Source organism: Cryobacterium sp. TMT1-66-1, assembly GCF_004403435.1.
GTDB lineage: Bacteria > Actinomycetota > Actinomycetes > Actinomycetales > Microbacteriaceae > Cryobacterium > Cryobacterium flavum.
In genome coordinates this window covers 232675-245771 of sequence record NZ_SOGP01000009.1, presented here as the reverse complement: position 1 = coordinate 245771, position 13097 = coordinate 232675, and the positions used below count along the sequence as shown (strand labels likewise).

General features: G+C 62.0%; 10 protein-coding genes and 5 pseudogenes. 9 read left to right on the top strand and 6 right to left on the bottom strand.

Going from position 1 to position 13097, the window contains the following annotated elements; translation table 11 throughout:
* Positions 1–320 precede the first annotated feature (320 nt).
* The 5 genes and pseudogenes from E3T29_RS07025 to E3T29_RS07005 form a co-directional block, all read left to right on the top strand.
* Positions 321–962 carry an ABC transporter permease gene (locus tag E3T29_RS07025; protein WP_134344802.1) on the top strand — a complete coding sequence of 214 codons (642 nt, stop codon included), beginning with the start codon at positions 321–323 and terminating at the stop codon, positions 960–962.
* On the top strand, positions 955–2265 hold the full coding sequence (locus tag E3T29_RS07020) for an ATP-binding cassette domain-containing protein (protein WP_134344801.1): 1311 nt from the start codon (positions 955–957) through the stop codon (positions 2263–2265). The genes E3T29_RS07025 and E3T29_RS07020 overlap by 8 nt, the downstream gene beginning before the upstream one ends.
* Positions 2262–3098: an ABC transporter permease gene (locus E3T29_RS07015; protein ID WP_134344800.1), complete on the top strand. Its 837-nt coding sequence runs from the start codon at positions 2262–2264 to the stop codon at positions 3096–3098. The genes E3T29_RS07020 and E3T29_RS07015 overlap by 4 nt, the downstream gene beginning before the upstream one ends.
* Complete coding sequence (locus tag E3T29_RS07010; protein WP_134344799.1) at positions 3099–4124, top strand: glycine betaine ABC transporter substrate-binding protein; 1026 nt, start codon at positions 3099–3101, stop codon at positions 4122–4124.
* 363 nt (positions 4125–4487) lie between these two features.
* Positions 4488–4733, top strand: a pseudogene (locus tag E3T29_RS07005) (helix-turn-helix domain-containing protein); the annotation flags it as partial.
* A gap of 25 nt (positions 4734–4758) precedes the next feature.
* On the opposite strand, the gene E3T29_RS07000 reads toward E3T29_RS07005, so the two are convergent.
* Entirely contained in the window at positions 4759–5625 is an 867-nt protein-coding gene (locus E3T29_RS07000; RefSeq protein ID WP_104089965.1) for a DNA/RNA non-specific endonuclease, read from the bottom strand.
* An 834-nt stretch (positions 5626–6459) separates the two neighbouring features.
* Entirely contained in the window at positions 6460–7662 is a 1203-nt protein-coding gene (locus E3T29_RS06995) for an IS110 family transposase (RefSeq protein ID WP_370449125.1), read from the bottom strand.
* A 235-nt stretch (positions 7663–7897) separates the two neighbouring features.
* Between E3T29_RS06995 and E3T29_RS06990 the strand changes: the two are divergent.
* Positions 7898–8425, top strand: a pseudogene (locus E3T29_RS06990) (IS30 family transposase); the annotation flags it as partial.
* Positions 8426–8478: 53 nt separating this feature from the next.
* On the opposite strand, the pseudogene E3T29_RS20665 reads toward E3T29_RS06990, so the two are convergent.
* Positions 8479–8538: pseudogene (locus tag E3T29_RS20665) on the bottom strand (helix-turn-helix domain-containing protein); the annotation flags it as partial.
* A 191-nt stretch (positions 8539–8729) separates the two neighbouring features.
* Here E3T29_RS20665 and E3T29_RS06980 point away from each other — a divergent pair.
* Positions 8730–9533: pseudogene (locus E3T29_RS06980) on the top strand (DDE-type integrase/transposase/recombinase); the annotation flags it as partial.
* Between the two features lie 279 nt (positions 9534–9812).
* Here the strand turns inward: E3T29_RS06980 and E3T29_RS06975 are convergent.
* Positions 9813–10037 carry a hypothetical protein gene (locus E3T29_RS06975; RefSeq protein ID WP_134344796.1) on the bottom strand — a complete coding sequence of 75 codons (225 nt, stop codon included), beginning with the start codon at positions 10035–10037 and terminating at the stop codon, positions 9813–9815.
* 128 nt (positions 10038–10165) lie between these two features.
* Between E3T29_RS06975 and E3T29_RS20660 the strand changes: the two are divergent.
* Together E3T29_RS20660 and E3T29_RS20155 are read left to right on the top strand one after the other, a co-directional pair.
* Positions 10166–10267 (top strand): annotated as a pseudogene (locus E3T29_RS20660) (integrase core domain-containing protein); the annotation flags it as partial.
* 168 nt (positions 10268–10435) lie between these two features.
* Positions 10436–10810, top strand: coding sequence for a hypothetical protein (locus tag E3T29_RS20155; RefSeq protein ID WP_241987683.1), 375 nt, complete (start codon positions 10436–10438; stop codon positions 10808–10810).
* Between the two features lie 240 nt (positions 10811–11050).
* Here the strand turns inward: E3T29_RS20155 and E3T29_RS06965 are convergent, their stop codons facing one another.
* Together E3T29_RS06965 and E3T29_RS06960 are read right to left on the bottom strand one after the other, a co-directional pair.
* A complete protein-coding gene (locus E3T29_RS06965) occupies positions 11051–11212 on the bottom strand; it encodes a methionine/alanine import family NSS transporter small subunit (protein ID WP_134344795.1) in 162 nt (53 codons plus the stop codon).
* Positions 11209–12819 carry a sodium-dependent transporter gene (locus E3T29_RS06960; RefSeq protein ID WP_134345001.1) on the bottom strand — a complete coding sequence of 537 codons (1611 nt, stop codon included), beginning with the start codon at positions 12817–12819 and terminating at the stop codon, positions 11209–11211. Before E3T29_RS06960 ends, E3T29_RS06965 begins: the two co-directional genes overlap by 4 nt.
* Positions 12820–13097: the final 278 nt, after the last annotated feature.

Here is a 13097-nt window from a genome sequence, read left to right as displayed (position 1 = left end):
CTTTTCCGTGGCAGACCGCGCGGGCTGGCCGGGACAGCTGCAGGTCGGCTCAGGTCAAGGCCGTGGCTTCGGAGACGCGCAGCCCGGTGCTGATCAGCGTCATGCAAGTGTCCTCGTCCTCATTCGCGGGGGCGCAGGCGCACGTGATTAGACCGTAGCGTCTCGCTGCGTCCACAAGGCAGTAGCCGTGCAAGACTGGAGAATCATCTCTGCCTACGGCTTTCAGCCTGCGTCCCCATCCAGCTCCGCATCGGCGCCTCCAGTTGCCCCCGTGCCGGTGGCGGTGAATCCATGTGTGATCGAAGCGAAGGGGTTTTGATGTGTGGGATTTTGTAAGGAATCAGTATGAGCAGATCCTGTTCAGCAGTTGGCAGCACTTTAGCCTCGTCGTGCAATGCCTGATCCTGGCGACTGTCATCGCCGTCGTGCTGGCCGCCGTCGTCTACCGCAGTTCCGCGCTCACCGGGATCGCCAACTCCGTGTCGGCCATAGGCCTGACCATCCCATCGTTCGCGCTCATCGGGCTGCTCATCGCGCCACTCGGCTTCGGCGTCGTTCCTGCCGTCATCGTCGTAGCGTTCTTCGCTACCCTCCCCATTCTGCGCAACGCGGTCGTGGGCCTATCGGGTATCGCACCGTCGATCGTGGAATCCGCCCGCGGCATTGGCATGAGCCGGTTCCGCACGCTCCTGCAGGTAGAACTGCCCATGGCGTGGCCAATCATCCTCACAGGCATTCGGGTATCCGCTCAAATGGTCATGGGAATCGCCGCGATCGCCGCATATTCCCTCGGCCCAGGCCTGGGCGGATTCATCTTCTCCGGCCTGTCTCGCCTCGGCGGCGCCAACTCCCTCGAGTCGGTGATGACGGGCGTCATCGGCGTTGTCGTGCTCGCCCTTATTCTTGACCTCCTTCTCGTCGGCCTCGGCCGCCTGACCACACCCCGAGGTATCCGTGTCTGAACTCATTGCATCCAACAGCGCAGAATCCACCAGCACCGAAGATTCCCCGACAGGCATCACCGGTGCGAACATCCTGCTGGACCACGTCACTAAGCGTTTCCCCGGCCAGGCGCGCCCCGCGGTCGATGGTCTGACCATGGAGATCCCGGCCGGCAAGATCGTCATGCTCGTCGGCCCCTCGGGCTGCGGCAAGACCACCACCCTGAAAATGATCAACCGACTCATCGAACCGACCGAGGGCCGCATCGTCGTCGACGGTGACGACGTCACCAACATGAACGGCGATACCCTGCGCCGAGGCATCGGCTATGTCATTCAGGCCGGGGGGCTCTTTCCCCATATGACGGTGGCCACCAACATCGGCCTGGTGCCGAAAATGCTCGGCTGGGACAAGGCCCGCATCGCGGCGCGGGTCGACGAACTCCTCGAGCTCGTCTCCCTCGACCCGGTGCTCTACCGAAACCGGTACCCCAAGGAACTCTCCGGCGGCCAGCAGCAACGCGTCGGCGTGGCGCGCGCCCTCGCGGCCGACCCGCCCGTGCTACTCATGGACGAGCCTTTCGGCGCCGTCGACCCGATCACCCGCCTGCGCCTGCAGGACGAACTGCTCAACATCCAGGAAGAACTGCAGAAGACCATCGTCTGCGTCACCCACGACTTCGACGAAGCCGTCAAGCTCGGCGACTGGATCGCCATCTTCAACGAGGGCGCCCAGCTCGAACAGTACGACACCCCGGAACGCATCCTCGGCGACCCGGCCAACGAATTCGTCGAAAACTTTATCGGGTCAGGCGCCGGCCTCAAACAGCTCACCCTCACCCGGGTGGCAGAGGTCGGGTTCGGCGAGGCCGTCGTGGGAAGCCCCGGCGAACGGGCAGCGGATGTCCTAGCCCGCCTCATCGACGCCGGCCACGGCCACGCGGTCATCGTCGATGAGCGTCACCGTCCCATCCAGTGGCTCTCCCGCCGCAAGCTCGGCCGCCTCGAGCTCATTAGCAACGTTCCCGATCCGAAACTTCCGGTCGTCGGCTACCGTGCCACGCTCAATGACGCACTCGACACAATGCTCGTCTCCAGCGCCGGAGCCGCGCTCGTCACCGGCCGCCGCGACATGTTCAAGGGCGTCATCGACGTGCAGACCGTCATGGACGCCATTACCCGGTCACAGACCGCTGCCGTGCTCGAGTCGGACCAAGCGCCCGTCGGACTAAACACCGGCGTGTTCCAAGCGCAGGCGCCTGCCACCGACGCCGACCTGAACGAGACCGATAGCAACGGCGCCGACGCGCGGGCCGGTCAATGAGCACCCGCCGCCGAACTACAGAAGCCGGCATTTCCGGCGGCGACTCCGCCGTCGAAACACCCGGCGACCCGGCCGCGCCGGCAGTACCGGTCAGTCGTGCCCGCGCGGTATGGCGGTCGTGGCGGGGACTGGTCTACCAGCTGGCCGGTATTCTGCTCGCGTTCCTCGCGCTCGTCATCTGGCTACTGACGGCCAACCTGTCGCCGATCGAACTGACCACACTCGCCCCGGACGCGCTCTGGGTTTACACCGTGCAGCATATCCAGCTCACCCTCCTCGCCGCGGTGGTCGTGTTGGTCATCGCGATTCCCTTGGGAATCGCCCTGACCCGGCGGCCCCTGCGGTTTCTGACCGCTCCGGTGCTGGCGATCGCCAATGTTGGGCAAGCCGCCCCTGCGATCGGCGTCGTCGTGCTCCTCGCGTTCTGGGTTGGTTTCGGCTTCTGGGCGGCGACGCTGAGCCTCGTGCTTTACGCGATGCTCCCGGTGCTGCGCAACACCATGGTTGGCCTGCAGCAGGTCGACGCCCGCCTCATCGAAGCCGGACGTGGCATGGGCATGAGCTCCACGGCCGTGCTCTTTCGCGTGGAGCTCCCTCTTGCCGTGCCGGTGATGCTGTCGGGTGTGCGTACCGCCCTCGTTCTGCTGGTCGGCACCGCCGCCCTGGCCACGTTCGTCAACGGCGGCGGACTCGGCATCCTCATCACCACCGGCGTCAATCTCAGTCTCACCCCCGTGCTCGTCACTGGAGCCCTATTGGTGGCTCTGCTGGCCCTCCTCATCGACTGGATCGGCCGCGTAGCAGAACACGTCGCCCGCCCGAAGGGACTCTAGATGCACCGCCCCTCTTTTCACACCCGCCGCGGACACGTCGGCCACTGGGCTCAAGCAACGAGCGTCCTCGCTCTGTCCGCTGTCGCCCTGACCGGCTGCGGACTGCAACCGGCGACCTCATATGTACCCGCGGTTGGACCCGGGTCGATCACCCCGCTCGACGGTGCCGACGGCGTCAACCTCACCGTCACGTCCAAGAACTTCACTGAGCAGCTACTGCTCGGCAAGATCGCGGTGCTCGCCGGGACCGCCGCTGGATTCGACGTCACTGACCTCAGTAACGTGCCCGGCAGCCAGCCGGCCCGCGAGCTGCTTCTCTCTGGCCAGGCCGACGTGCTCTGGGATTACACCGGAACCGCATGGTTGACCTACCTCGGTCAGGCCGAGGCAATCACTGACCAGAACGAAATGTGGCAGGCCGTGTACGACCTCGACCTCACCAACGGTGTCACCTGGGGCGCGCCGGCACCGATGAACAACACCTACGCCCTCGCTGTGCGCAGTGAGGCAGTCGCCGACCTCGGCGGCATCACGGCCATGTCCGAACTTGCCGCGTTGCCGGTCGAGGATCGCACCTTCTGCGTCGAGTCCGAATTCAACTCCCGGCCAGACGGGTTAAACCCCATGCTCGCCCACTACGGACTGGAACGTGGCACCGCCAACGGCGTGCCCGACAGCAACATCGGCATCTACGACACCGGTGCCATCTACAGCGCAACCGACAACGGCGCCTGCAACTTTGGCGAAGTCTTCACAACTGACGGTCGCCTCGACGCGCTCGACCTCACAGTCCTGACCGATGACCTCGCATTTTTCCCGGCATACAACGTGGCACCGATCTTCTTCACCGACACAATCAAGGCCCACCCCGGCCTGGAAAAGATCTTCGCCGAGATATCACCGAAACTCACCGACGAGGTTCTGCGCGGCATGAACCGTCAAGTTGACGTCGACGGTGCCGAACCCGCCGATGTGGCCTATGAGTGGATGATCGAGGAGGGTTTCATCACCGACCCAGCCAGCTAACCAGACACGGGCGACGGATGCCGCGAACAGCACGATCGTCCGGGCCAGCATCGCAGAGGCAGGCCAGGCGTGCAGGTGCTCGAACAGCTCCTCATCGAGCCCAGTACGGCCAGCTTCGACGCCCCGGAGTGCCGACCCGACACGGTGGTAAGTAGGCCGACAGCGATGATGATACGACGAACAGGCTCGTGGCGTGGGTCACGCCGTCCAACCAAACAGAAACGACCCGCATGCGTGCTCCGATGGGGCAGCACACGCGATACACGAATACCGCGACGACATACTCACCCCGCTGCGGGCCGACCTGGACCAGTCACGCACAAGTGAACGCGAGCAGCGCACCCGTTCCGACCGCGCCGAAGCACCCTTGTGAACGTCATGGGAGCTTTCGCTGAGTTCGAGCGGTCGCTGATTCGTGAGCGTCAGCGCGAGGGTATTGCTTTGGCTAAGAAGTGTGGCCTATACCGCGGTCGCACCCCGTCACTGGACACGGCCCGTGCAGCCGAGCTGCGCGAGAAGGCTGCCGCTGGCGTGCCGAAATCTGTTCTTGCTCGACAGTTTGGGATCAGCCGCGAAACCGTCTATGTCTACCTCGGCGCCGGGGACTGAGCTGGCTATAGACGATTCGGTGTGGTTAGAGGTGGATTCCTGCGGTGTCGACCAGTTCGACCCAGCGCGTTCGACGGTCGATGTCTTCTCGGATAGCTGGGGCCGGGGCGTAGACGTCTGCGTCAGATAGGGCGGCCAGGTTGAGGCCGGTGAGGTCGGTGATGTCCACGATGGGTACTTGGTAGGTGCGGTACGGTCCCAGCGGCGGGGGATTACCGTACATGAGGGCTGGAGCGCGGTCCGTGTCGAGGTCGATGTCTTCTAACTGTGGACTTTGGTCGAGGACGAATCCGGCAGCGTGAAGAGCGGTGGAGCCTCTTGTGGTCGTGGTCCATGCCGCGATCTTCCAGAACGCTTGTGGAATCTTCACGCCGCGGTATATCGGGTCCTGGGTTGAGAGCACGGGGGCGGTGAAGACGCTGATGCGATTACCGTTTGTGCGTGCGTAGGTGAGGACGTGGTCCTCGAGGCCAAGCCGGAGTTCTTTCGATTGGTTAAAGGCTCCGGCTTGCGGGGCGGCGTTGGTGTAGGCGAAGGTATCGTAATTCGCACGCCTGGCTGTCGTTGTGTCGCCCCAGACCGGGTCCTGTCGCCGGACGAGGTGTCCGCGGTCGAGATCGTTTCTGGCGTAGACGCCCTCCCCGGCCTGTTCGTAGACCGGGACACGCGAGTCGAGGTGCCAGTCGTCGCCCCGGTCAACAGTAATGAGCTGATCCCCGTCGATGTTGACGCCGATCGCGATCGCGAGGCGCCGCGCGGGGTCGAGGAGCACGGTGAAATGTGTGTAAAGCAGTTCACGAATCAGGGTGCCCGCAGGAGGGACGGGGAGCGGCAGAGGAATTTCAAGGAAATCGGCGTTGTATCCAGCAGGATAAAGTAAGGGGGCGTTCATGGTGATAGTCAAGCAGCCAGAGCCGACAGCTGGGGCCTTCGGATCTATCTGGCGGCGTTGAGGGGAAGATCCCGTTCGCTGGTGTCTTTTGTTGGCCACAGATTCGAGTGGCCGAACTGGGGATATTACTGTTCCTTGGGGGCTGCATAGCCTTGATAGAGGGCCGGGGCGGCTCAAGGCGCTGTATGAATAAAGTGATCGTGACACTACGACGCCAATTTGCGCGATGGCCGGGTTTCGTTCTCGTCGGCGTGAATCAGCGCGGTCAGCTACACGCCGTCTTCGTGGATCCAGTGGATTGCGCAGGGCGGATCATTCACGGTGTGTGGCTGGGCGACAGCGTCGACGACGGGTGTGATGGAACAACGCAGCAGAGTGAAATGGGTGAGGTGGAGGCGCTGACGAGGAGCGGATCGGCGGTAAGACTCGCAGCCGCGGGCGCCAACGTCAGCTCTACGACGTGCGAAGCTGGTGTACCTGAAGCTGTTGAGTTCAAAGATGAATTTTACGGGCGCATAGTCTGGGCCGCCGCCTGTCTGATGCTGAAGGAACAGTGGAGCCCGCGACAGATCAGCTACCAATTGAGCGTCGACTTCCCCGGCCAACCAGCCATGAACGTCGTCCACGAGAGCATCTACCAAGCCCTGTATTCGCCGCAGAATCACGGTCTCACGCGGGAGATGACCCGTCACCTGCCTACGGGCCGACGCGGACGGTTACCCCGGCGCAGCACCGCCGCGAGGCGTTCACGCTTCTCGGGTCCGCTCCTGAGCGAACGCCCCGCCGAGGTCGACGACCGCATCATCCCTGGTCATTGGGAATCTCTTGTCTTTGTCAAGCGGCGAGGGGCCGGTGGATGGCTGGTTCTTGGTAGGGGGTGTGGTCGCGCAGCATGGCCCAGATGACGTTGATGCGGCGTCGGGACAGAGCGAGGAGGGCTTGTTTGTGTGACTTTCCTTCCGCCCGTTTCCGGTCGTAATAGATTCTCGAGGCGGGGCTGTTTTTCAGGCTCGACAAGGCGGCGAGGTAGCAGGTGCGCAGGAGTCGCCGGTTGAATCGGCGGGGCCGGTGGTGGTTGCCGCTGATGCGACCGGAGTCTCTGGGGGCTGGTGCGACGCCTGCGACGCTGGCAAGTCGATCGGCGTTCTCAAAATTACGGAGGTCTCCACCGATGTTGGCGAGGAAGGTTGCGGCGAGTATGGGGCCGAAGCCGGGCATGCTCTGCAGGATCTCGGCGTTCTCGTGCTCGTTGAATCGGGCGGTGATGGTTTTGTCGAGGTCGACGAGGTCTGCGTCGATTGCGGTGATTACGGCGGCCAGGCGCGACACGAGGGTGGCGGCGACAATCTCGGTGCGCAACGTCGTTTCTTGCTCACGCGCGGCGTCGATTGCTTTCTGGGCGACGGTGGCGCTGTTGCGGCAGCCGCGGGCTTTCAACCATGCCGCCAGACGCGTTACTCCCATCCGGCGAAGCGCTCCGGGCGTCTGGTAGGTCGATAAGAGGGTGAGAGCGGCTTTGCTTGTGGAGTAGTCGAACGCGCGCTCCAGCGCGGGGAAGTACTCCAGCATTGTCGCGCGGAGCCGATTGATTGCGCGCACCCTGTCGTGGATGATGTTCAGGCGTCGAGCGGTCAGGAGTTTCAGGTCAACGCTGATCTGATCACCATCGCGAACGGGTTGGAGGTCGGTGCGCATCCGTGCCTGATCGGCGATGATTCGGGCATCTTTCGCGTCTGTCTTGCCCTCACCGCGGTAGGTCGCAGCCGCGTGGTGAATGATTCTGCCCGGGATATAGAGCAGCTGCTGGCCGTGATCGACCAGCAAGGAAATCAGGAGAGCTGCGCCGCCTGAGTTCAGATCCGTCGCCCATACGACCTCGTGCCCATCGGCGATCTCGGTGACCGTGGCGATGATTTCGAGCAGCACGGTCTCGTCGTTATCTATCCGTTGGGAGAGAAGCATCTCCCCGGCCTGGTCGATCACGACGCAGTGATGCGCCCGCTTTCCTGAATCGATTCCCGCCCATACTGCTGGCATCTGAATGTTCCTTCCGTCTCGTTGATAGCAGTTTCCCTGTCGATAACCACGCCGGCACGTCCTTACCCAGCGATCAATGTCGCAATTCTCAATCAGCGGTCCAGTCATCTGCGGGCAGCGGGCGGCCATTCCCAGTGAGCCGTTTATGCGGCAAGGCGATCTCAGCCATACCCGCCATCCGAGGGTGATCGACACACTACGACAGTCCCGAAATCACCCACCACAACAACGTAAGGAAGGTGACCTCATTATCGGAACGGATGGGTCGGCGATCGGCACTCTCGTGGAACGCACGACCAAAGTCACAATACTCATCCACCTGCCGGCGATGGAAGGTTACGGGGTGCAGCCGCGGGTCAAGAATGGCCCGGCGATGGCTGGGCATGGGGCCGAGGCCACGAGGAAGGCTCTGGTGATCCAGATGGGTGCTCTGCCGTCGGCGATGCGTAAATCATTGACCTGGGATCGAGGCAAGGAGCTGGCCCAGCACGTGGAATTCACGCATGCGACCGGGATTGCCGTCTATTTCGCTGACGCCCACAGCCCGTGGCAACGACCATTGAATGAAAACACGAACGGACTGCTGCGCCAGTATTTCCCCAAAGGCACCGACCTCGCACGATGGGGCGCTAATGAACTCGACGCCGTTGCTCTGACGCTCAACAACCGACCACGCAAAATCCTTGGCTGGAGAACCCCCGCCGAGATGTGGGCAGAGCACCTACTATTGACCGAACAGGCCGGTGTTGCGACGACCAGTTGAACCCGCCGGGCATACTTCGTCCGTGCCTGCGGGCCAGTCTTAGACCCGCCTCGAGCCAACTCTCGACTGATCGTGGCAGCAGACCGGCCCACCAGAGCAGCGATCGCCCGCACGCAGGAGGCCTACTGGGAATAGCACCAGGTCAGCCCGGGCGCCAAGCCCGGGCCGCTACCACCTCGTCAGAACAGCGCTACCAGGTGCCTGGACTGTCCTGTCTCAGCGCATCGTGGACACACGATCTCATGACATCGTGGACACGATGTCTCACAGCATCGGAGACACTTGCGGCGGTCATAGTCAGGGAATGACGAATTCTCTTTCACCCCAGACTCGTGCCGCGATCATGAATTACGACCCGACCCAGCCTCACGCGCTGTCGATTATCGCGTTCTGCCGCTCTCTGAAGATCTCTCGGAGCGTGTTCTACAAGATCCGCGGACGAGCTGTCCACGAGGCTACTGCTGCGCTGCACCCACGCTCCCGCGCCCCGAACGTCCCAGCCCGGCGTTATGGGCAGGTCGTCGTGAATGAGGTGGTGAAGATCCGCAAACAGCTCAAGACTGATGGCTGGGATTATGGTCCCCGCTCGATCTACTACGAAGCGGCCATGGACAGCGGGTTCCCCGGAGGAAAGGTCCCCTCGGTGGCGACGATCGCACGTCTTCTGGCCAGCGTCGGGCAGGTGGACGCGTCACCGAGGAAGCGACCGAAGTCGTCCTACATCCCGTTCGTGCGCGCGACGGCGATGTCGCTGTGGCAACTGGACGCGTTCGAGTACCGGCTGGCGAACGGGCAAACCGTCACGGTATATCAACTGCTCGACGACGCAAGCCGATACGACGTGGGCTCCGCCGCGTATTCGCGTCACGAGAACAGTGCTGATGCCAAGGACGTCCTCGAACGGGCAATCGCCGCATGCGGGGCACCCCAGGAAGTGCTGTCGGATAACTCGCTGGCGTTCAACCAGCTGCGCGCAGGCAGAATCGGCTCCGTGGAGATCTATCTGGCATCGAAAGGCACCATGCCGATCAGCGGGCTGCCGGGTAAGCCCACCACACAGGGCAAGAACGAGCGCTCCCATCAGACGTTGATCCGTTTCCTAGACGCTGAGTATTTGCAGGTTTGGGGGCCGCTGAATATTGCCTTCGGGAGCCACCCGTATTGCCCTGCGGTGCCAGGCTGTCGCTCGGTCGGGGGCCAGCGACGCCCGACCGCGCGACAGGATTATGCCTTGACATGGCCGGCGTGCTCTCGCATGTCGTGGCCGCCGGTCTCGACCCAGATAGTGTTGTGCACGGTGCGGTCCACGATCCCCTCGGCGTGAACCCCGGAACCGAGGCGCAGGTGCCTGGCTCTCCTTCCGCGTCACCCCACCTTGGCGAGCCCCTTATGAACTCTTCCCATTCAGGCTGCACGAACACACGCTCGTGCCCGTCACGATCTGGAAAAGCAACGCATTCACCTGAGCATCGCTGCGGCCAGCATGACCGTCACGGCCGATGCCGGCTTGATAAACGCCGCCAAACACCGCAAGCACACTCTCGCGCGACATACCCTGCGCGAGTGCGATCGGGCGCCCCGAAATGCACTCGGCGCGGAGTTCGAGCACCACTTTCGTTTTGATCCTTCGTAAAACTGCAGATGGCACCCAACGGAAGTATTCAGTGGCCCCTTGACGCGCTGCTGGCCGCATTGTGCAGTGGCCCCGAATGACAATAAGGCCGGCCCCCAACAGCGCAAATACTCAACGCCGACCGGCCGGCCACTCTCGAGCATCTCCGTGTCCGGATCCAGCGTTTCCGGGAGCACTACAACAACCGCCGACCGCATCAAGCCCTTGAACAAGCTACGCCGCGGGCGGCGTGGGACTTGCTCGAGCACACGTCAGCGACCGAGCCGATCCCGCTGTCGGTGCTGGAAGCGAAAGCCTCGGAGTACCGGCGGGCTCGCTCGCGACGACAGTCGGACCTTCACCGGGCGCCGTTGACGATCTCCAAGACAGGGCAGGTTATGCCCGATGACAACGCACGGCCGCAAACAGCGGATCAGTCACTCGTGGAGGTCACCAAAGCCAACCGGCAGGTCTACTTTCAGGGTTACCAGGTCTCCCTGCCGACGACGTACGCTGACCGCTCGTTCTACCGGACGATCACCGACGACGCGTTCTTGCTGACCGATCCCGTCACCGCTGAGATCGTGTTCTCATTCCCGCTGCCAATGTTCGCGCTAAACGTCCGAGGCCGATACGTTGCCTCCTACTCCATACAGGGCGTTGGCGTGACCCACCCGACGAAGCCCTGGGAACGCAAGAACGCGGAGCATCAAACACAGTTCGCCCAGCGCCAGACTGATCTCCCCGCCGTGCTCGGTGAGCCAGAGCGGTAGCTGTGCACGAAGCCGTGAGACCCAGCGTCCACGAAGTTCTGAGATCCACTGTCCACGATGTCACGCGATTACACACCAGGTGCCTGGACAAGCACTACTCGCCAGTTGGATAGAAAACACCAACGTGCAAAGGTGGCCAGCTCCGGGCAGCAGGGCGTGCTAAAGACCTATCCGCGAACAGCTGATCTGGCGAACCGACTCAGCCGCGGGCGAATCAACGTCACTTTGCGGATCACGGGTTTATCGTAGTGGCGACACGGATGCGCCGTCGTGCAAAACGGCGTCGGCTTCCTCGTCGTCGATGGCTTCCGGATGCCGCTTGAGATTGAGCAGGGCTATCCCCAGCCCTCCCCATACGGCTAACAGGGCGATGATCATCATGACGACCGCGGAGGTGCTCACGGGTTCTTCCTTTCCCCGGCTAGAGATCCTGATGCGGCGGTTTCGGGTAGGCCAATTTCGCCACCCTTGGCCTTGTCCGTGGCCGATTCATTCGCATCGAGTTCAGCGTCGAGGATCGGTTCATGGACATTTTTCTCATAAGCGGCGGATCGATGGCTCCACGGAATCTTCGAGAGCAGGTAGGCGATCAGTACCAAGGTAATCACCATGCCCCAGCCGAAGACGCCGACAAACCAGTCCGGCAAACCGCCGTAGCCCTCGCTGATCCTGGTGGTGAGGGTGTCGATCAGGATGTAACCCAGGACCACCGGAGTGACACCGCCGATGAAAATCTGCCAACTGCGGCCCAGCTTGACCGAGGACGTTGCATTGACGTGTTCGCGCAGCCGGGGAAGTGCGCTGAACCCAGCAGACATCGCCACCACGGCTACCAGTGCGACGGCAACAATTCCGAAGCTATTGACAAAGGCATCGGTCACATCGAGCAGGTTCAGGCCCGTCGTCGTTGGAAACAGCAGGATCGATATCAGGGCAATAGGGATGCCGACGACCAGCGCTGCCTTCACCCGCCGCAAGCCTAACTTGTCCTGAACGGCGGCAATGATGACTTCGACGATACTGATCAGCGACGTTAGACCGGCGAACACAAGCGAACCGAAAAACAGCACTCCCAACAGAACGCCCGCCGGCGCCTGCGCAATAATGGTCGGGAACGCAATGAATGCCAGACCGATACCGCTGACAGCGACTTCGTCCACACCAACCCCGCTCGATGCCGCCATGAATCCCAAGGCCGCAAAGACCCCGATGCCGGCCAGCAGCTCGAAACCGGAATTGGCGAAGCCGACGACGAACCCGGAACCGGTCAGATCAGTTTTCCGCCGCAGATAAGAGGAATACGTGATCATGATCCCAAAGGCCACCGACAGCGAGAAGAAGATCTGCCCATAGGCAGCCACCCAGATAGAACTGTCACCGAGCCGGGTCCAGTCCGGCGTGAAGAACGCATCCAATCCGGCCCAGGCACCCTCAAGAAACAGCGCTTGGACGACCAGAATGAGGAACATGATCAACAGCAACGGCATAAACACGATGGACGAGCGGGCAATCCCTTTTTGCACGCCCAAAGCCAGAATGGCGATAACCACGCCCCACACAAGAATCAACGGAATGAGCACGGAGGGCACGAAGTCGAAACCCAGGTTCACCTGATCGCTCACCTGAAGGAACTCGCCGGTAAAGAAACCCGCGGCGTCCTCGCCCCAAGCGGTGGTGAAGGAAAATATGAAATACATGCCAGCCCAGGCAATGATCACCGCGTAGTACACGGCAATGACGAAACAAATTCCTACTTGCCACCAGCCAATGGCTTCGGCTTTGGGATGCAGTCTCCGCATTGCCAGCGGAGGTGACCCACGGAATCGGTGCCCGATGGCATAATCGAGAAAAAGTAGCGGTATTCCGGCAGTGAGCAGGGCGACCAGATACGGGATAAGGAACGCCCCGCCGCCGTTTTCGTAGGCAACGTAAGGGAAGCGCCAGATATTGCCCAGTCCCACGGCGGACCCGATGGCAGCGAGAATGAACACTCTCCGCCCGGACCACATTTCACGTTGTGGACGCACGCTCACGTTCGAAGGCGCTTGGTGTGTCTTTCCCGATGCACTCACAATTATGATCCTCGCTGCAGACTCTCCTGGTGGGTAACCTTCTTCACGGTATCCCCGCCCCAGAAATCATGTCAAGACGCCCGACTAAATTGATTCGTAGAATCATTCGGAAGAGAGCCTCATAGAGATTGACATCTTTCGCTGACTTCAGGCATTACGAGGAAACTTTCGTTAGCGCCGCTTTTCAAAACGATACTTATGGTGAGTCGACGTAT